Annotated in this window: 17 protein-coding genes and 1 pseudogene; 9 read left to right on the top strand and 9 right to left on the bottom strand. The window is 68.6% G+C overall.

The genetic code is table 11. The features are described from left to right. Position 1 precedes the first annotated feature (1 nt). Positions 2 to 460, bottom strand: a complete 459-nt coding sequence (locus O1Q96_RS20225) for a hypothetical protein (protein ID WP_269249545.1) — start codon at positions 458 to 460, stop codon at positions 2 to 4. A 383-nt stretch (positions 461 to 843) separates the two neighbouring features. On the opposite strand from O1Q96_RS20225, the gene O1Q96_RS20230 reads away from it, so the two are divergent. The 4 genes from O1Q96_RS20230 (at position 844) to O1Q96_RS20245 (ending at position 5,319) form a co-directional block, all read left to right on the top strand. Continuing rightward, positions 844 to 1,578, top strand: a complete 735-nt coding sequence (locus tag O1Q96_RS20230) for a haloacid dehalogenase type II (RefSeq protein WP_269249546.1) — start codon at positions 844 to 846, stop codon at positions 1,576 to 1,578. A gap of 158 nt (positions 1,579 to 1,736) precedes the next feature. Beyond that, positions 1,737 to 2,324: a carboxymuconolactone decarboxylase family protein gene (locus O1Q96_RS20235; protein WP_269249547.1), complete on the top strand. Its 588-nt coding sequence runs from the start codon at positions 1,737 to 1,739 to the stop codon at positions 2,322 to 2,324. 482 nt (positions 2,325 to 2,806) lie between these two features. Then, the gene (locus tag O1Q96_RS20240; RefSeq protein WP_269249548.1) at positions 2,807 to 4,570 is read left to right on the top strand and encodes an ABC-F family ATP-binding cassette domain-containing protein; all 1,764 of its coding nucleotides are present in this window, start codon (positions 2,807 to 2,809) and stop codon (positions 4,568 to 4,570) included. Between the two features lie 98 nt (positions 4,571 to 4,668). After that, positions 4,669 to 5,319, top strand: a complete 651-nt coding sequence (locus O1Q96_RS20245; protein ID WP_269249549.1) for an MOSC domain-containing protein — start codon at positions 4,669 to 4,671, stop codon at positions 5,317 to 5,319. Positions 5,320 to 5,404: 85 nt separating this feature from the next. Here the strand turns inward: O1Q96_RS20245 and O1Q96_RS20250 are convergent, their stop codons facing one another. Then, a complete protein-coding gene (locus O1Q96_RS20250) occupies positions 5,405 to 5,797 on the bottom strand; it encodes an SH3 domain-containing protein (RefSeq protein ID WP_269249550.1) in 393 nt (130 codons plus the stop codon). Between the two features lie 249 nt (positions 5,798 to 6,046). Next, positions 6,047 to 7,477 carry a rifampin monooxygenase gene (gene rox, locus O1Q96_RS20255; protein WP_269249551.1) on the bottom strand — a complete coding sequence of 477 codons (1,431 nt, stop codon included), beginning with the start codon at positions 7,475 to 7,477 and terminating at the stop codon, positions 6,047 to 6,049. Between the two features lie 470 nt (positions 7,478 to 7,947). Between rox and O1Q96_RS20260 the strand changes: the two genes are divergently transcribed. Next, a complete protein-coding gene (locus O1Q96_RS20260; RefSeq protein ID WP_269249552.1) occupies positions 7,948 to 8,151 on the top strand; it encodes a hypothetical protein in 204 nt (67 codons plus the stop codon). Positions 8,152 to 8,164: 13 nt separating this feature from the next. On the opposite strand, the gene O1Q96_RS20265 is transcribed toward O1Q96_RS20260, so the two are convergent. Further along, positions 8,165 to 8,620 (bottom strand): ankyrin repeat domain-containing protein, encoded by a 456-nt coding sequence (locus O1Q96_RS20265; protein WP_269249553.1) that lies wholly within the window; start codon positions 8,618 to 8,620, stop codon positions 8,165 to 8,167. Between the two features lie 394 nt (positions 8,621 to 9,014). After that, complete coding sequence (locus O1Q96_RS20270; RefSeq protein WP_269249554.1) at positions 9,015 to 9,422, bottom strand: excalibur calcium-binding protein; 408 nt, start codon at positions 9,420 to 9,422, stop codon at positions 9,015 to 9,017. Positions 9,423 to 9,763: 341 nt separating this feature from the next. On the opposite strand from O1Q96_RS20270, the gene O1Q96_RS20275 reads away from it, so the two are divergent. Next, the gene (locus tag O1Q96_RS20275) at positions 9,764 to 10,057 is read left to right on the top strand and encodes a hypothetical protein (protein WP_269249555.1); all 294 of its coding nucleotides are present in this window, start codon (positions 9,764 to 9,766) and stop codon (positions 10,055 to 10,057) included. Between the two features lie 556 nt (positions 10,058 to 10,613). Here O1Q96_RS20275 and O1Q96_RS20280 read toward each other — a convergent pair. Continuing rightward, on the bottom strand, positions 10,614 to 11,081 hold the full coding sequence (locus O1Q96_RS20280) for an SRPBCC family protein (RefSeq protein ID WP_269249556.1): 468 nt from the start codon (positions 11,079 to 11,081) through the stop codon (positions 10,614 to 10,616). Between the two features lie 142 nt (positions 11,082 to 11,223). Here O1Q96_RS20280 and O1Q96_RS20285 point away from each other — a divergent pair, with 142 nt between their 5' ends. Continuing rightward, on the top strand, positions 11,224 to 11,628 hold the full coding sequence (locus tag O1Q96_RS20285) for a nuclear transport factor 2 family protein (RefSeq protein ID WP_269249557.1): 405 nt from the start codon (positions 11,224 to 11,226) through the stop codon (positions 11,626 to 11,628). A gap of 193 nt (positions 11,629 to 11,821) precedes the next feature. Here the strand turns inward: O1Q96_RS20285 and O1Q96_RS20290 are convergent, their stop codons facing one another. Next, positions 11,822 to 12,796, bottom strand: coding sequence for an ADP-ribosylglycohydrolase family protein (locus O1Q96_RS20290; protein ID WP_269249558.1), 975 nt, complete (start codon positions 12,794 to 12,796; stop codon positions 11,822 to 11,824). Positions 12,797 to 13,036: 240 nt separating this feature from the next. Between O1Q96_RS20290 and O1Q96_RS20295 the strand changes: the two are divergent. Beyond that, positions 13,037 to 13,765: pseudogene (locus tag O1Q96_RS20295) on the top strand (TetR/AcrR family transcriptional regulator); the annotation flags it as partial. 239 nt (positions 13,766 to 14,004) lie between these two features. Here O1Q96_RS20295 and O1Q96_RS20300 read toward each other — a convergent pair. After that, positions 14,005 to 15,384, bottom strand: a complete 1,380-nt coding sequence (locus O1Q96_RS20300) for a chloride channel protein (RefSeq protein ID WP_269249559.1) — start codon at positions 15,382 to 15,384, stop codon at positions 14,005 to 14,007. 393 nt (positions 15,385 to 15,777) lie between these two features. Here O1Q96_RS20300 and O1Q96_RS20305 point away from each other — a divergent pair, with 393 nt between their 5' ends. Continuing rightward, entirely contained in the window at positions 15,778 to 16,044 is a 267-nt protein-coding gene (locus tag O1Q96_RS20305; protein WP_269249560.1) for a hypothetical protein, read from the top strand. Between the two features lie 148 nt (positions 16,045 to 16,192). On the opposite strand, the gene O1Q96_RS20310 is transcribed toward O1Q96_RS20305, so the two are convergent. Then, complete coding sequence (locus tag O1Q96_RS20310) at positions 16,193 to 17,182, bottom strand: hypothetical protein (protein WP_419587054.1); 990 nt, start codon at positions 17,180 to 17,182, stop codon at positions 16,193 to 16,195. Between the last annotated feature and the right edge of the window lie 339 nt (positions 17,183 to 17,521).

Raw genomic sequence — 17,521 nt, forward strand, 5'->3', positions numbered from 1 at the left:
CTCAGCCCTGGGAGGGGTCCGGCATCGGAGGGAGACCGATGTGCGCCCCGCCGTTCAGCACATTGGCGGCGATCGATCCGTTGTCCGCCCGCACGTTCACGTCCCGGCCGACGGTGGGACCGGTGTCGTCGGCGGGCCGGGCGTACCCGTGGAGGAGACCCCTCAGTTCCTCGGCGGCCTGCCGGCGTTCGAGGTCACCCAGTGTCTCTAACAATCGTTCGATGCGCTCCTGCCACAGGGCTTCGTGGTGAAGCCTCACGTGTTCGGCCTGCCCCGCCGACACGAGTTCCGAGGCGCTGTCACGCAGCCGTTCCAGTTCACCCTGTTCCGACTGCGCGTCTCCTCGTCCGAGCCAGCGCGCGACCTGACTGCTGAGCCGGGACCACGCGTCCGTTCCCGCCGCTTGTACGACTGCGCCACCACCGGACGCAGCCAACGACACCAAGACCTCAGGAAGCATGCCCCACACCTCTTCGCCCGTTCCGTACTGATTGGCTTGAGACCGTATCGGTCCGACGGTGTGGACGCAGCGTGTTCCCTGGAATACAGGTAGTCATCGGAAGTGTGTGCTTCACCGGGCCTACGGAGGCGTGTCCGGACCTCGCTGTCCACGGCGCCGCGCCCTGACGCTCCGGACTCGTGAACAGTGCGCGTCACACCGCCTTGACGGGTGATGAGGGTCGGGTGACAATCGTTACCCGTTGAACTGGTGACGGGGTTGGGTCGGATTGCCCGCCCGTGCACGCGAGTGTCGAAGGGGCACGCAGGCCGGATGACCCTCCTGGCCGTCCGGCCCACATGCCGCCCCGCCACGTCGTGACCGCCCGCGACAAAGGAGGCCGGATGGTCCCATCGCGCGACATCGAGGTCGTCGTCTTCGACGTCCTGGGGACAATGGTCGACGAGACAGGCGGACTCCGAGCCGCCCTCCGCGACGCGGTCCCCGTATCCGACGAACCATCCGTCGACCAGCTGCTCACCGAGTGGCGAGAACATGTCGAACGCGAGCAGCGACGCATCGGAGAGGGCAACAGGGCATACGCAAACACCGAGATCATCGACCGCGAGGCGGCTCAGCGGGTAGCGGACCGTGCCGGGCTCACCGACCTCGGGCGCATCGAGCGACTGGCTACCGCGGGACAGAGGCTGAAACCCTGGGGCGACTCTCTCGCCGGACTGACGCGGCTCGCGCGGCGGTTTCCTCTGATGGGGCTCTCCAACGCAAGTCGCGCGGCCCTGTTGCGTCTCAATGCCCACGCCGGACTGTCCTGGCATCAGGCTTTGTCCGCCGAGGACGCGCGGGCCTACAAGCCCTCCCCGGAGGTCTACCGGCTCGCGATCGACGCGGCGGGATGCCCGCCAAGGCGCGTGCTGATGGTCGCAGCCCACGCCTGGGACCTTCGCGGGGCTCAGGCGCTCGGCATGCGAACTGCGTACGTGCAACGACCAGTTGGGGACCCGCCCAGGGAGTCCGACGCGTTCGATTGCCGGGCCAACAGCTTGTACGAGCTGGCCGACGCGCTGACGGGCGCACGGAGTGACGCTCCGACGGTAGGCGTTGTCGATCCCGATGGGTAGGCAGCCTCGAACGCCGCAGTCCTACGATTCCTGTACCTCGGGGCCGGGTTGTCCCGTCGCCGCGTACGCGAAGCGGCAGCGCTGACTCGACGGCGGCGCCGCCGATGCGGCTTGTCGCGGGCGTATCCTCCGGCCGGGGTGTGGCGTAGCGTGGCCGCGTGCCAGAGTCGCCGATGCCGTCCGCCGCGCCCCGGATTCCTCCGCAGCCTGCCGAGGAATGGGCAGAATCCGTGCGGGAGACGCTGTCCGCGGACATCGGCTCGCTCGGACTCGGTGTGTCCTCGCTCGGCGAGGCGCACGTCTTCACCACGCTCGCTCGTCACCCGGAGCTGTTCGCAGCCTGGCTGCCGTTCAGCAGCCAGCTGCTGCTCGCGGGCGAACTCCCCTTCGCTGACCGCGAGCTGGTCATCCTCCGGGTGGCGCGCAACTGCGGTTCGCCCTACGAGTGGGGGCAGCATGTGGGGATCGCTGCGAAGGCCGGGCTGTCGCCGGACGACATGAACCGGGTGGCGGCGGGTCCTGACGCACCGGGTTGGACGGAAAGGCAGTCGCTGCTGCTGCGGGCGACCGACGAGTTGCGCTCCGAGGCACGGATCAGCGGCTCGACGTGGGAGGGGCTGAGCGGTCACCTGACGGAGCGCCAGCTGATCGAGTTGCCGATGCTGGTGGGCCACTATCACCTGCTGGCATTCACGCTGAACTCCCTGCAGGTGCTGCCGGAGCCGGGCCTGCCTCCCATGCTCTGATCTCTCCGGACACGGTCCGGCACGCAGCCTGCGCCGCACGCGGACGACGATCGGCGACCAAGCGCCTGGCCTGCGGCACGGCCGAAGGCCCCATGCGCCCGTGACACGGACGCGGGGCGTGAAAGACAGGCCGCCGGAATATCGAATGCCGGGCTGCGTGGCCGTCGGTTAGGGTGGGCATATGGGTAGCTTGTACTTCTTCCTCTGATTCCCGGGTCCGGGAACACGCCGACCCCCGGCCGCGCACCGACGTACCGGCCACCTGACCAGACGGCCGCGTAGCGTGCTGCACAACGCCGTTCCGTGTGCGCTCTCGCGTCGTGTGCCAGGCCCGCTCCGCGGCGACCGGCCAGCGGCGCTCGCGCGTCAGGTTCAGGTGATGTGCGCCGGGGCTCTCCACGTTCCCCCGACATGTCCCGTACCCATCACGGCCGATGCCCCCTTCATCCGGACCGGCCGCCCCATGTCAGGGAAGTACCACTATGCGCGAACGCGCCCATCAGCCCTCGTCGGCCTTCGCCGGTGCCACGACTGCCTCCGTTCCGGCGGCTGTTCCCCGACCGGCCGGCGCCGACCGGTTCCAGCTCGCGGTCCGTGATCTCTCCAAGGACTACGGACCTCGCCGTGTCCTCGACCGGGTCTCGTTCACCGTCCGCCCCGGCGAGCGGGTCGCGGTCGTGGGCGAGAACGGATCCGGTAAATCAACCTTGGTCCGTCTCCTTGTCGGGCTCGACACCCCCGACGAAGGAGAGATCACGCTTCGTGCCCCGGGCGGGGTCGCTCACCTTGCCCAGACCTCCGCCCTGGCGGCCACCGCCACCGTCCGAGACGCCATCGACGCCGACCTCACTGAACTGCGCGCACTCGAGCGCGACCTGCGCCGGGCCGAGGAAACCCTCGCAGACGCCTCCGCCGACGAACTCAGCCGCTACGGCGAGCTGTTGGAGACCTTCGCCGAACGCGGCGGATACGAGGCGGACGCGCGGGTCGCCGCCGCCCTCGACGGGCTGGGAATCGGCGGACTCGACCGGGAGCGGACCCTGGGCACCCTGTCCGGCGGCGAACGCTCCCGGCTGGCCCTCGCCGGCACACTGTGTGCGGGGGCCGAACTCCTCCTCCTGGACGAACCGACGAACCACCTCGACGCCGATGCCGTCACATGGCTGCGACGGCGCCTCGTCACCCACCAGGAAACGGTCGTGGTCGTCACCCACGACCGTGCGTTCCTGCGGGAGTACGCCACGACGATCCTGGAGGTCGACGCGGACACACGGACGGTGCGCCGCTACGGCGACGGCTGGGACGGTTATCGGGCCGTCCGCGAGACCGAACGGCGCCGACTGGCCCAGGAACACCGTGAGTGGCGGGAGGAGACGGCTCGGGCCGAAGCCCTGGTCGACATGACCGGTACCCGCCTCACGAGTACCGGCAAGGACCCCCGGCAGGGCTTCGGCAAACATCGGCGGTCCTCGGAAGCCAAACTGTCCGGCAGGGTCCGGGCGGCTCGGGCCCGACTGGAACACCTGAGAACCCACCCGGTGCCGCCGCCCCCGGAACCGCTCCGATTCACCGTCGCGTTGCGGACAGGCTCGGCGAAGCCGCTCGTGGACCGTTCCTCGACACCGGCGGACTCACCTTTGCCGGCGCCACCCGTGGCGGCTCCGCCCCGGGTCGAGGTCGACGGCGTAGTGGTCGGGGACCGGCTCCAGGTGCCGGAGCTACGGGTCCCGGCCGGTGGCCGTCTCCTGGTCTCCGGACCCAACGGGGCCGGCAAGTCGACACTTCTGCGGCTGCTCGCGCGTGTACGACGGGCCGACAAGGGCGACGTCCGGGTGCGGGCCCGAGTCGGCTACCTCCCACAGGAACCGGCGCCGCTGCCCGCCGCCACCGGAGCCACCCTGCTCTGCGCGTACGCGGCCGGCCGGCTCGGCCCGTCGGAGGAGTACGCGGAGGAACTCCTCGCCATGGGACTGTTCCGCGCGGAGGACCTGCTGATCCCCGCCGCAGGGTTGTCGGCCGGTCAACGCCGTCGGATCGAACTGGCCCGACTGGTGTCCCGCCCCACCGAGCTGCTCGTCCTGGACGAACCCACCAACCACATCTCCCCGGCGCTCACGGACGAGTTCCAGGAGGCTCTGACCCGCTACTCCGGGGCGATCGTCCTGGTGACCCATGACCAGGTACTACGGGATGCCTTCTCCGGCGAATACCTGCATCTGCTGGCGGGCCGCCCGGTGGCCCCCTGACCGGCCGCCGGACGAACACCAGTGACGTGCAGCCGGACACGCGGCACCGGAGGGAAATTGTGTCGCCACCGGGTACGGCGGAAACGTACCGTCGCCCCATGAAGCTGCTCTCCGTCAATGTCGGCAAGCCTCGTCCCAACCCTTGGAAGGGCCTCAGCGCCACAGGCATCGACAAGCGGCCGGTCGACGGCCCGGTCGCCGTCGCCGCCCCCGGCCCCAAGGGAACCGGCGCGGTCGGTCTCGCCGGGGACCGGGTGTACGACGTGAAGCACCACGGCGGCACCGACCAGGCCGTCTACTCCTACGCCCGCGAGGATCTCGACGGCTGGGAGGCCGAGTTGGGCAGGCCGCTGGTGAACGGTGTCTTCGGGGAGAATCTGACGACTGCCGGCCTCGATGTCAACGGCGCCCTGATCGGTGAGCGTTGGCGCATCGGGCCCGATGTCGTTCTGGAGATCTCATGCGCTCGGATCCCGTGCGCGACGTTTGAAGGCTGGCTGGAACGTGACGGCTGGATGAGGCGATTCATGCAGGCCGCCCGGCCGGGCGCGTATCTTCGCGTGATCGAGCCGGGGGACATCAGTGCTGACGACCCGGTCGAGATCGTCCACCGGCCCGATCACGACGTGACGGTCGCACTGGTCTTCCGCGCGATGACACGCGAACCGGAACTGCTGCCACGGCTTCTGATCGCCGACGCGCTGCCGGAGGAGGACAAGAACCTGGTGCGCAGGCGCACCACCGCATAGGTGACCCGATCCAGGGACGTACGCGCGGGCCGCCACGTCCTGCCAGGACGTGGCGGCCCGCGCGTCGTGACTTCCGGGCGGTGTGTCAGGCCCAGCAGTACCGGGATACGTTGCCGACCTCGTTGCCCTTCAGCAGTCCGCCCCAGATGTAGTTCCCGTCGGAGAGGAGAACCCACTTGTCGTGGTAGACGCCGTTGGCGTTGACGAAGCCGCCCTCGAGCCAGCATTCGGCGGAGAGGTTCTGGTTGGCCGCGACGGTGTAGGCGATGCTGTAGCCCGTGTCAGGTCCGATCCGCACGTTGCCGTTGATCCAGGTCGTGACGGTCTGAGCCTGGACGCCCGCGCTCTGGGACGTGGACCGGTCGGCCGGCTGGTGTTCCGCCGCGGCAGCCGGAGCGGCCATACCGGCCGCCGCCATGACGCCCACCGCTGCCGTGATCATGAGCTTGGTCATCGAGTGCGAGCTGATTCCCTGCATATCCGTCTCTCCCTGCGTTCCGGGAGTCCCCCGAGGTGGCGGCTTCCCTGTGGGACCAGCGTTGCCTCTCGCGGGCCACCGCTCCAGCTCTTCGGATTTCTTCGAAACGTCTCGGATTCCGTCCGACGTGCAGTACCGACCACAGGTCTCATCCCCTGGCCGGATCGGTACTACTCAGGGCGGAGGGGACGGCACGGCGCCGGACTCGGTCGCAGCAGGGGCACATCAGCTCGTGCAGTGTCTGTGGGTTCAGTTGACGGCAGCGCTGCCGAACCACGTCGGCAGCCGGTCGAGCAGATCTTGCTGGTCCTCGCCCACCCATGCCACGTGCCCGTCGGGCCGCAACAGCACAGCAGGGGCGCCGAGTTCGTCGCTGACGTCGACGACATGGTCGATCCTGTCTGCCCAGCCCGCCACCGAGAGCCGGCCGGTCCGATCGAGCAGCAGTCCGCGGCCGCCATGCATCAGCTCGTAGAGACGCCCCGTCTTCAGCTTCACGTCCCGCATCCGCCGACCGAGCAGTTCGTGACCCTCACCGAAGTCGTAGCGAACCCCGACGGCAGTGATCATCTCCGTCACGTACCGGTTGACCTCCTCGAAGTCCATCAGCTTCGAGAACAGCTCCCGCAACGCGGTCGCGCCCGGATCGGCTCCCAGCAGTGTGATCTGCGCGCGTGTGTTGTCGAGTACGCGGGCGCCCACCGGGTACCGCTCGGTGTGGTAGCTGTCCAACAGCCCTTGCGGCGCCCATCCCTTGACTTCGGCGGCCAGTTTCCAACCGAGGTTGAACGCGTCCTGGACTCCGAGGTTGAGGCCCTGCCCGCCGGTCGGCGGGTGAATGTGTGCCGCGTCGCCGGCCAGCAGAACCCGGTCGACCCGATATCTCTCGGCCTGCCGGGTGGCGTCGCCGAACCGGGACAGCCAACGCGGTGAGTGAGCGCCGAAGTCGGTGCCCGCGAACGCCCGCAGCTGTTGCTGGAACTCCTCCAGCGTCGGCGCCGTCGCCCGGTCCTCGGCCACGCCGTCGGCAGGCGCGACGACGCGGTACACCCCGTTCTCGAGAGGGGCGATCCCGAACCGCAGTTGGGTCTTGCGGACTTCCTCGACCGCGGCGGCGATCGTCGTCGGATCCTCGGTCATCTCCAGCTCGCCCAACAGCGTTTCGACCTTGGCGGGCTCACCGGGAAAACCGACACCGAGGAGCTTGCGCACCACACTGCGGCCACCGTCGCAGCCAATGGCATAACGCGAGCGGAGGTGTGTGCCGTCGGCCAGCTCGACGGTCACCCCGTCCTCGTCCTGCTGCAGTCCAACCACTTCGCAGCCGCGCCGGATCTCGGTACCGAGCTCGACCGCACGTTCATTGAGCAACCGCTCGGTGACCGGCTGCGGGGTCGCGATGCCGTACGGGTGAGCCGTGTCCAAACTCGCCGGCCACGGCTTGACGATGCCACCGAAAAGCCCGCCGACCTGGAACTTCTCGTTGACTGCGAGGAACCGGTCCAGCAGGCCCCGCTGGTCCATGATCTCCACACTGCGCGCGTGCAGGCCCTGCCCGCGGGACTGATCGGTCGGCTCGGTCAACCTCTCCAGCACGACCACATGCACGCCGTGCAGCCGCAACTCGCAGGCAAGCATCACACCGGTCGGTCCACCACCGACCACGATCACGTCAATCATCACAACGCCCATTCAAGAGTTTGGATTTCGGCCAACAGCACGGAGGAGCCCGACGGCACCCACAACCCGCACGCTCGAGCCGGGCGGACCCAGCCGGCGCCGCGAGCTCCCGGCAACCCCCGCCCAGCCCGTGCGTCGACAACATCCCCGTCCTTCGTACAGCAGTCATTTGCGCAGGTCCTGGCCTTGGCCGGTCATTCTGCGGCATGCCCCCGGCCTTGCCGCAAGCCCCCGGGTGCGCTATACCTTAGGAGTGGCAAGGAGCGCGTAACCTCCTTGCCTTTGTTGTTTTTCGGCGTCCTGTACGGACGGACGAGCACCTTACGGGGCAGTGGTACACCGCGTGCGGTCGACGATCTGGGCTCCCCTTCGCAAGGAGCCCTGACCGCGGACCGCGGACCGCGGCCACGGTAGGCACACGGTGAGCGGGACTCCGACATAGGAGCAAGCACGCCCGCAGAGTTCGTGACATGGCTCGACGGTGTCTGTACCGCATGGGGTGCACCTTCGTCCCGACCGAGCTGCTGCGTGAGCCGTACGACAGGCCGTCGACGCTGCCGGCGGCAGGAGACCTGGAGTTGTCGGCGGTGCTCGTGTCTGCGGGCTTGGCCGAGGACGACGAGGAGGAGTTGGGCAAGTCGGATTGGCGCGACCGGTACTTCGACTACATGTGAAGGGCCTGTGGCATCAGCCTCTCGGATGCTGATGCTGAGCAGTGCTCTCTGTGGGGGTGGCTCCGGCCTCGATGAGAAGTTCGGCAGTTTCGGCATGGGAGCCGTGGACAGCCCACTTCAAGGGCGACCAGCCCGTGCCGTGATCCTCATTGAGGTTCGGATCAGCGCCGTGCGCCAAGAGTTCGCGTACCGTTTCGGTGTACCCCCAGCATGCGGCTGCGCACAAGGGTGTGCCTTCTGATCCGAGCCCGCTGCTCTCGGCGTTCGGCAGGGCCCCGGCCGCCAGGAGCATGCGGGCGATCTCTGTCTTCCCGCTCACGGACGCGGCATAGAGCGGAGTGGTCCCATCGCTGTCCGACCACTCCGGGTCGGCTCCGGCCCCGAGAAGCTCCTTCACCCGGGCGGTGTCGCCCGTGAGAGCTGCTACGAACAGGCGCTGGCCAAGCTTCTTGCGCTGCCGCTGATTCATGAGTGCCGAGGCTAACGACTGGGCGTGCGGCGCAGCCACCGGAAACGTGGCGCCTTCGGCCGCTCCACTGCTTCAGGGCAGCTCCAGCAGGAGCAACAACTGCATTGCGGGCATGGAGGGAGACCGCCATCTGGCGGTGGCACGTTCAAGTCCGGATGCTGTCCGCGAGCATCGCAGGGTGCTGGGGCAGCGTTGCAGATGGCCGGGGAGGGCGTATGGCATCGTAGGCCGGTCGACGACGAAGTGCGTTGCCTGAGGTCAGCTCTACGGTGAAGGCGACACTCACGGCTTCGGCCGGGCTTCGCGGAGGCGTTCGCAGGGTGCGGCACTGAGCTCACGCTCTGCGCGGGCCGTCAGGGAAGCAGAAAGCCGACAGCGACCACTCGGGCTGGCTTCAGCGTCGTCGGCGGCGCAGCACCGTATAGCCGGCAGCAGCGAGTGTCCCGCTGGCGGCGAGGCTGATGCCAATGCTGACGTCCCAGTGGGTCGGGCCGGTGGCGGAGGCGCCGCCGGTACCGGCCCGTGCGCCGCGAGTGGGCAGAAGAGAGGCAGGGGTGCTGACTGTTGGTGTGGCGAGGGCCGACGTGCGCCGGGGTAGAACTTCACAGGCGATGCTGTCGTCAGGGCCCTGGTCTTCGTCGAGCCGATTGGGGTCGCTGGTGTCCTGTTCGAACACGGCCTGCGCGTCTTCCTGAAAGGTGAAGTCGCGGCAGTCGAGGTCTTGGGCGTGCGCGAGACCGGCGAGCGGAACGATGGACACGAATGCCGCGGCTATGCCCGCGATGGTTGCATGACGTGACATGAGCGCCTCCTCCTGGCTGGGCGACTTGTATCCCTACGCTAGAAAGATTTCGGTGTGGCGGCGCGCGGCGGCGGGCCGTACGGGTGACCGAAGCCGGCACACACGCCGCCGCTGGACCTGCCTGATCACGCTCCCGGCGCAACGCGGCTCGGCGGACGGAAGACGAACTCCGCCTCCCAGTGACTGAGCCCAAGTGCCTCGGCTTCGTACGACTTGCGGGAGCCCCAGAGCCTCATCGATCCCGCAGGGGCACAGCGGCAGGGCCGACCGCTCCAGCCCGGTTCGGTTATGGACCGTGGATGTCGGGTGAATGCGGGAGCGTTGGGGGTACACGGGGCGGCATGGCACCGAAGAATGATCACTCCATGTCCTTGCGGGCCGTGCGGCAGCTGCATCGGATGCGCGCCTTCTACGCGGCGGCCGTTCTGCTGTGGGCGGCGTCAGCTGCCTGGGCGGGATGGGCGCACCCGGGAAGCCGACAGATGTGGGTGTCCGCGCTCTTCCTGCTGGTCTTCGCCGGCCTGCTGACCGTGACGTCCTTGTGGCTGCGGCGCCTTCAGGACAGCGGCGCGGACAAGCCCGCGCATCACGCCGCTCCTCGAAGGATGCCTGCTGGCCGGCACGTGAACGCCTGAAATCTGGAATTTGACCGGCGGCCCTGCCGGCTGAGGAGTTCTGCTCCTACGGCAGTTGGGCCTTTGGCGGTGAAGGCTTCACTCGAAGTCTTCACCGCTCTCGTCGTGTTGAAGCGGCAAAGGCTATGACGCAGAGGAGGAGGGGATCGTGTCGGCTCTGGCGGGTATCGGTTTCGAGGGCAGTCCGCTAGGTGCGTTGAGTCCTGGCGCTGCCGAGGGAGAGTGAGGTACATGCGGCAGCGTTCGCGTTCCCAGTCCCCGCCGGCATGGGCCAAGGCAGGAAATCGCTGGGGGCCGTGGTTGTACTGGCCGATGCTCTGCATAAGCATCGGGCTCTTGGTGTGGCGGATCATCGACGGTGACGGCGCGACTAGAGTCGCGGTGGCAGCTTGTCAGGTGCTCTTATGGGGCGGCCTTTTGCTCGCCAACCGGTCTGCGCGGCGCAGGAATCACGAAACGTGACGGGAGTCGCCTTCTTGGTGCTGCCGGGCTGCGAGGCGCGTCGTGGGTTGAGTGGAGGCGGCGTGGCAGGGCTCGGGGGCAGCGGATCCGAGTGTCAGCCGGCCCTTTCGACGTACGACGCCAGGTTGGCCAGCGAGGAGGCGATTCCGGCTTCGTGGGCTGCCTGCTCGATGCCGGGTGGCACGTCCGTGGCCGTGACGGTCACCTCGGTCCCGGAACCCGCGGCGGCGAGATGCCAGGTCATCGTCATGGTTCCCGCATACGAGGGGTCGTCGGCCTCGAACTCTGCTCGCTGCACCACGCGCTCCGATGGCACGAGTTCGGCGAACCCGACGTCGATGACATCCGTCGCGTCTGACGACTTGCCGGGGCTGTCGGTGGGATCGAGATAGGTGAGAACCATCCGGAACCCGCCACCAGGTCGTGGATCCCAGCGCTCGACCCGCCCACTCATACCGTCCGGCGGCAACCACGTCTCGAGCGATTTTCGGTCGAGTAGAGCGCCGTACACAGCCGCCGGGGGTGCCGCGATCCTGCGACTGGCGCGGTCGGTCCTGTCCATGGCCCGAGTCTACGGCCGAGGAGGTTTTCTGGGCGCGTCGTCATCGATGGCAGACCCCGGCGAATCGGCCTGCTCCGCCTCAGCCTCCCGCAGGTTTTGACGGGGCTTGCACGGCGAAACCCAACCGGTAGAGTCGACGCGCATGACAGCAGAGTCACCGGTGCAGACTGTGCAACGCTTGTTCCCGCTGCTGGCCGAGGGGAAGAGCGCGGAGGCGGTGGCCTTGTTCGCCGACTCGGTGTCCTTCTCGATCCCGCACCCGCCGGGCATTCCATGGGTACCGGAGGTCGACTCGGCGGAGGGCATGCGGACGTTCTTCGACCTCCTGCAGAGCCATGTGCAAGCCAAGGAGTTCGACCTCCGTCAGGTCATCGCCGAGGGCGACGACGTGGTCCTCCTCGGCCGCATGGTCTCCGAGGTCAAGAAGACAGGCCGGGACATCGACACCGCGTTCGCCCTGCACACCACGGTCCGGGACGGGCGGATCACCCGCTACCACCTCTACGAGGACACCCATGCTGTAGCCAAGGCCTACTTCGACGACTGATCACCCGGCGGACCTGCGGCTCAGCCGGACCACATGGCCGTGGCAGTCCGCCCGGGACCACCTGCTCCGCCCGGCCCCGAGGGCGTCGTCGTGCCCTGGACGAGGCACGGCAGACAGTACCCCGGTCGGCGCGCGAAGCTGCCTGTGGTTCACGTCGTTCGAGCGGTGCTCGCGGCACTCGTGCCCGTCCGGATCAGCGCCCTGTGGAGACGGCGCTTGCGGCCAGTTTCCGTGCCAGCTCCGTGAGTTCGGGAGCGTGCAGGACACGGTCGCCGAAGCCGGGTAGGGGGACATGCAGCGCCTCGGCCCACCGTCGAGGGATGGCGTCGAGTCCGTGCACTGCCCCGGCCAGCGCTCCGCACACCGCGGCCACGGTGTCCGTGTCGCCGCCCAGGTCGATCGCTGCGCGCACGGCTTCCTCGTAGGACGACGTCGTCCGTACTGCCCAGACGGCGGAGCCGAGACAGGGCCAGACCGCTGCGTTGAACTCGGTGGCGAGGTCCGGGTGCCAGCCGGGCGCGAGTACGGCGGCGTACCGGGCGCGGTGGTCCGGGTGCACCTCTGCGAGTGTGTCCGGTAGGGCGGAGAGCGGGTCCTCTCCGGTGAGTGCGACGCGGATCAACTCGTGGAAGATCGCGGTGCCTTCCCATGCAGCTCGATCACCGTGGGTCAGTGCGGCCAGGCGACGGCCGGCGTCCATGGTGACATCCCGGCCGTGGGGTGCGAAGTACACGCTGGACGTGGCGGCGCGCATCAACGCGCCGTTGCCCGCGGCTCGTTGGTTGACCTGGAAATGCAGGGACGCGGCCAGGTCCCAGGGATCGCCGCTGAAGAGGACCGCTTCGGTCTGCAGGCCGATGTCCTTCGGCTCGGCGGTTGCCCAGCGCCTGAACCTGGCGAAGACATCGGGAAGTTCGAGTCCGCCGCATTGCAGCAACGACTCTCCGACAAGCACTGCCATCTGTGTGTCGTCGGTGGCCTCGCCCGGCTCCCACCCGCCTCCTCCGCACATCTCACCCCCGCTGCCCGCCCTTGGGAATCGCTCGGAGAAGGAGCCCTCCGGGCCGAACTCGAAAGGCGCGCCGAGCGCGTCCCCGACGGCGGAACCCAGGATGGTGGCGACGGCTCGTCGTGTGCGGACAGAGGCGTCGGCGAAGGGGGCGCTCATCGCGTCAGAGTACGAGACCCCATGTGCAAGACGTGTACGAGACCGCCACCGGTCCCGGCAGTTCATGTGGCGGTGCTCCGCCAGGAATGCCCGTCCCCGATGGAGCAGGTGCGGTGGGACGGCGCTTGTCATCTCCAGGACCACGTTGGTGAGGCGGCAGAAGATCTGACACCGTCAGATTTCTCTGACGATCAGCAACTTCTCGGTACACCAGGAGACTTGTCGTCGTACGGTCGTTCCATGCCCGTCGAAGAGCACATAGCTGCCCCGCTCTCCCTGCGCCAACGGCGTCGAGCAGCCGCCACCCAGGAGATCCTGGACGCCGCTGAGCGCCATATCGCCGAACACGGCCCCGCGGCCCTGTCCCTGCGCGCGGTGGCCCGGAGTCTGGGGATGACCGTGCAGGCGCTCTACCACTACTTTCCCAGCCGGGACGATCTTGTGACGGCGCTCATCGCCAAGGCGTACGAGGCGCTGGCCGAGGCCGTGGGGGCTGCTGTCGACGCCGCGGAGCACGGCTCGTCCCTGGAGCGTGTGGTGATCGCGGCCGAGGGGTATCGCCAGTGGGCCCTCGTTCATCCTGGGCGATTCCAGCTCCTCTACGGAGCGCCGTTGCGGCACTACGAGGCTCCTGTCGACGGACCGACCACTCAGGCGTTGCGCCGGATGAGTGCGATCTTCGAGCGGGAGATCTTCGGTGGTTTCGCCCCGGCACAACTTGCCGCGGCCGATACCCCTGCTCTCTCGCCTGAGCTCTTGGCGTATCTGAGTCAGTTGCCGCCCACCGGCCGGCGAGAGCTACCGCCTCCCGCGACCGCGCTCGTCATGAGCGCGTGGGGACACATGCATGGACTCGTCGTTCTGGAGGTGTTCGGGCACACCTCGTTCCTCGGCGACCATCAGGCCGAGATCTTCCGCATGGCGATGCGGAACTTGGTGGAGGACATCCACCGCCGGATCCCTGCCGCCGGGCCGGGGGAGGGGGACAAGGGACCGGGAGACGGCCATCGCAGTACGGACGACAGTGTTCACACTCGGCCCTCCGGTTCGGCCGCTGGTGGGCGTGGTGACGAGGGACGGGACCTGTGCGTGGGAGCCGGTCAGAGGTCGCCACTGTGAGCACGGGTTTGCTGCTACCGGGCCGCAGGAGAACTTCCGGGCGTTCCGCAGCAACCGGACGAGGATGCTCACTGTCGGCCGCCGCTTCTTCATCCGGTGGTCCCAGCGGACTTGTCCATGGGGCGGGAACGCCGGCCGGTGCGACGGCGCAGGGTTTTGGGCAGGAGCTCGGTGGTGACGAAGGCGACCACTGCCGCCAGAATCACCACGGGCATCATGTCGGGGCTGCCCAGCAGTAGGGCCACGAGCACCACGCTGCTCACGGGGAGCCGCAGGGTGGACGCGATGGCCGCCGCCATGCCGGCGGCCATCGCGGGGACGAGCCCCAGATACGGCAGAGGCGCCAGCAGTGCACCGGTGGCGGCTCCCAGGAAGAGGGCGGGGAAGATGGGGCCGCCCCGCAGGCTGCCCAGGCACAGGGCGTATGCGATGCCTTTGAACAGCAGAATGGCAAGCAGCGCACCGACACCCCAGGAATGCGGGTCGGCGGTCAGCTCGCTCAGGGTGGCCTGGCCGGACGAGGCGACGTCGGCAGGTGAGCGGCCGGTGAACAGCGTGTAGAGCGCGGCGCAGGTCGCCGCGCCCAGCGCGCAGAGGACGGTGCGTACGCGTACGCCCGTCCGGACGTATGCCGCCACCAGTCGTCCCGCGGCCAGTGCCAGGTGCATCACGAAGGCGATGGCGACGGCCAGGAGCAGGGACCAGAACACGTCTCCGGCGTCCAGACGGGGGAACGGCGAGGAGAGCTTCAGGCGAAGGCTTCCTGTTTCCAGTCCGGTCCAGCGGCCGAAGCCGGTGAATACCAGGGCACCCACCCCGCTGGACAGCAGGGCGGGCAGCATGACCGCGAACAGTCGCGGTCCGCCGACGCCCGCGACCTCGATGAGGAGCACGGCGGCGACCAGTGGGCTTCCGAAGATCGCCGCGATGGCCGCCCCGGCTCCGGCCGCACCCAGCAGTGCTGTGCTCTGCACGGTCGCAGGTGCGCGTGCGAGGTCGCGGAAGAGCAGGGCCAGACCACCTCCCAGGGCGATGAGTGGTGCTTCCGGACCCAGGACGGCGCCGAACGGGAGGCTCGCGGTCGCGGCGAGGACCACCCCCGGCAGCGCCCTCGGTGAGGTGCCTTCGGTATGCAGGCCGGAGACCGGTGCGTGACCGGCCCCACCGGGAAGGTGCGCGGCGGCCAGGCCGACGACCACGCCCGAAACGAGGAAGAGCGGCAGCGGCCACCACCACGGGGGAGTGCCCCACCCCAGGCTCTGCGGGAGATCCGCCCACAACACGTGTTCCAGTTCGTGCAGCCCGACCAAGAACCAGAACGCCGCGAGGGAAACCGGGATACCGAGGAGCGCGCAGAAGACGAGCAACTTCAGATAGCCGGGAGCGAGCAGTAGATCCCGCAGGCGGTCTGTTTCCTGAGGCTGTGCCCCGCTGACCGCCGGATCGGATCGTGGGCTGGGCTCCGCCATCGGTGCTTCCTTCCTCATCGGCCCGGTGCCCCGGGCGCAGCCCGCTGCGGACCTGCGGTGAGTGCGGTGCTGTCGGCCTCGGAACCGGGAGCCTGAGTGGGCAGAGCGAGGGTCAGGCCCAAAACCAGGTGTCACAGCCGCTCAGGTCCATCGCTACCCGTGGTTTCCGCCCGGTGCAACACAGACATAGGTGCACTGACGTGCGGTGCTCTTGCTCCGACCGTGTGAACGAGGCAGTGCGTCCGTGATCGGAGCAGGGCACGGACAGCGGACCCCGCTTTTGCCTGCGGCGCTGTCTTCAGCGGCCAGGACTGCCCAGGAACGGTCATCGGTCGCGCGTCGCGTGCTGGGAGAGGACGCTGGACGAGGGGCCAACGTTGGGAGAGACACGCCATGGCTCAGACCGGCACGGACCACAAGGCGCACACGCCGTTTCTTTCCCGCCCTGGCGTCCGCCGGTTCGCACCGTTCCTTCTGATCAGTGCGATCGCTCTGGTCTTCATCTTCGAGAACCGCTCGAGCGTCAAGATCCGTCTCCTCGTCCCGGAGGTGACCATGCCCCTGTGGGGTGCCCTTCTGATCGCCTGGGGACTCGGCATGCTCGCCTGCCTCTTCACCGTGCGTCGACGCTCGCACCGACATCATCGGCACTCGAGGTGACGTCACGCTGAGTGTCATCACGCCCCTATGTCGCCCAGAGCTGTCGGCGAGGAGTTCGGATCCTCTGGACGTGAGGACGGCCCACGACCGTTGCTGAGGCGCGCGGCCCGCCTCCCGGGCAGGTGGTGCTCGGACCGCGCGCCCGCGTTCACTCTCCCGGTGCCGCCTTGCGCAGGGCGGTGATGCAGGTGGTGATGGCGTCCTGGAGTTCCTCCAGGCGCTGCAGCATGTCGTCCTCGTAGATGGTGTCGAGGTCGTCGACGTCGTCGAAGGTCAGCTCCTCGAAGACCTTGGTCGCCTTCTGCAGGCTGCTGTAGAACTTCGTGCGGCGTTCCTGGAGGCGGAGTTCGGGGTTGGCCTGGATGGTCTGGGCGACGAGGTCCTTCACGGAGTCGTACGCCTCGGAGGCCCACTCGCTGGTCTCTTCACCCTCGTCGAGTTCGTCGATGAGGGAAAGGTGGCGCTCGGCCTCGGCACGAAGCTCCGCAGGGGCGTCGATGGTCTGTCCGGCAGGGGTTTTGACCTGGCCGTTCTCCACGATCTGCCGGACGTAGCCGATGCGGCTGGCAGCCTGCGTCTCGGAGGCGACCGCCTTCTTCAGGTCGTCGGTGCGGGCGATGTCACGGGCCAGTTCCGTCTGCAGCGCCGGGTCCTCCTGGAGCCGGTCGAGAAGTGCCGTCCGGGCCGCCTGGGCCGTGGAGGGGTCGGCGAGGATGGCGGCCCGCAGCGCGGTGGGATTCTCGGCGACCTCCAGGGCCTTGGTCGGCCGGATGCCCTCGGCCTCGGCCGCCGCGGCGATCGCCGTGCCCCGCTCGGAGGCGGCGCTGGAACGGGAGGTGTAGTACGAGTGCCACACGTCTGAGTCCGGCAGTTCCACGTCCTGGCCCGGGGTCAGCGCCTCGAAGTACGGGACGAGGCCGTCGTCGGCCGCCTTGTCCCACGCCTTGTAGTAACGCATGACCCGCTCGGGCGAGCACCCGGCCAGTTCGGCGAAGCCCTTCGCGGAGACCTTCGATGTTTCCCCCGCCAGCTCTCCGCCGGGCCGCACGCTGCGCGCCACCTTGAGCGCGAACGCCCAGCCGCCGGCCCGCACGTACGCCCCGAAGTCGCTGGCGTCCTGCGCGACATCAGCGTGCACATCGTCCCGGGTCCCAGCGTCCTGGGTCTCGGTGCCCTGGGTCTCAGCGGCGTGGGTCTCAGCGTGCTGGGCCTCCGCGTCGAGCGTCTCGTCCGCCGGGGCCGGGTTTTGCGTGTCGGCCGTCGGAACCGGGTCGACGGATGTTCCGGGCTCGACCCAGAACTCCTCGGCTTCTGCTGTCGCCTGTCCGGGCACCTGGTCGACGGGAGGGACGGCCGGTTCGGGCTGAGCGGTCACTACGGTCACTGGGAGACTCTCCTGGGGCCTGAGGAAGAACGAGGCGTCAAAGGGCAGCGCAGGCAGCCTATATGAACCTGTTCGCAATGGTTTGAGTGCCCT

The organism is Streptomyces aurantiacus (genome assembly GCF_027107535.1).
Taxonomy (GTDB): Bacteria; Actinomycetota; Actinomycetes; order Streptomycetales; family Streptomycetaceae; genus Streptomyces.

Coding starts and splice junctions, on each gene's coding strand:
- O1Q96_RS20225 (WP_269249545.1), bottom strand. CDS start 460: ATGCTTCCTGAGGTCTTGGTGTCGTTGGCTGCGTCCGGTGGTGGCGCA.
- O1Q96_RS20230 (WP_269249546.1), top strand. CDS start 844: ATGGTCCCATCGCGCGACATCGAGGTCGTCGTCTTCGACGTCCTGGGG.
- O1Q96_RS20240 (WP_269249548.1), top strand. CDS start 2,807: ATGCGCGAACGCGCCCATCAGCCCTCGTCGGCCTTCGCCGGTGCCACG.
- O1Q96_RS20245 (WP_269249549.1), top strand. CDS start 4,669: ATGAAGCTGCTCTCCGTCAATGTCGGCAAGCCTCGTCCCAACCCTTGG.
- O1Q96_RS20250 (WP_269249550.1), bottom strand. CDS start 5,797: ATGCAGGGAATCAGCTCGCACTCGATGACCAAGCTCATGATCACGGCA.
- rox (WP_269249551.1), bottom strand. CDS start 7,477: ATGATTGACGTGATCGTGGTCGGTGGTGGACCGACCGGTGTGATGCTT.
- O1Q96_RS20260 (WP_269249552.1), top strand. CDS start 7,948: ATGGCTCGACGGTGTCTGTACCGCATGGGGTGCACCTTCGTCCCGACC.
- O1Q96_RS20265 (WP_269249553.1), bottom strand. CDS start 8,620: ATGAATCAGCGGCAGCGCAAGAAGCTTGGCCAGCGCCTGTTCGTAGCA.
- O1Q96_RS20270 (WP_269249554.1), bottom strand. CDS start 9,422: ATGTCACGTCATGCAACCATCGCGGGCATAGCCGCGGCATTCGTGTCC.
- O1Q96_RS20275 (WP_269249555.1), top strand. CDS start 9,764: ATGGCACCGAAGAATGATCACTCCATGTCCTTGCGGGCCGTGCGGCAG.
- O1Q96_RS20280 (WP_269249556.1), bottom strand. CDS start 11,081: ATGGACAGGACCGACCGCGCCAGTCGCAGGATCGCGGCACCCCCGGCG.
- O1Q96_RS20285 (WP_269249557.1), top strand. CDS start 11,224: ATGACAGCAGAGTCACCGGTGCAGACTGTGCAACGCTTGTTCCCGCTG.
- O1Q96_RS20290 (WP_269249558.1), bottom strand. CDS start 12,796: ATGAGCGCCCCCTTCGCCGACGCCTCTGTCCGCACACGACGAGCCGTC.
- O1Q96_RS20300 (WP_269249559.1), bottom strand. CDS start 15,384: ATGGCGGAGCCCAGCCCACGATCCGATCCGGCGGTCAGCGGGGCACAG.
- O1Q96_RS20305 (WP_269249560.1), top strand. CDS start 15,778: ATGGCTCAGACCGGCACGGACCACAAGGCGCACACGCCGTTTCTTTCC.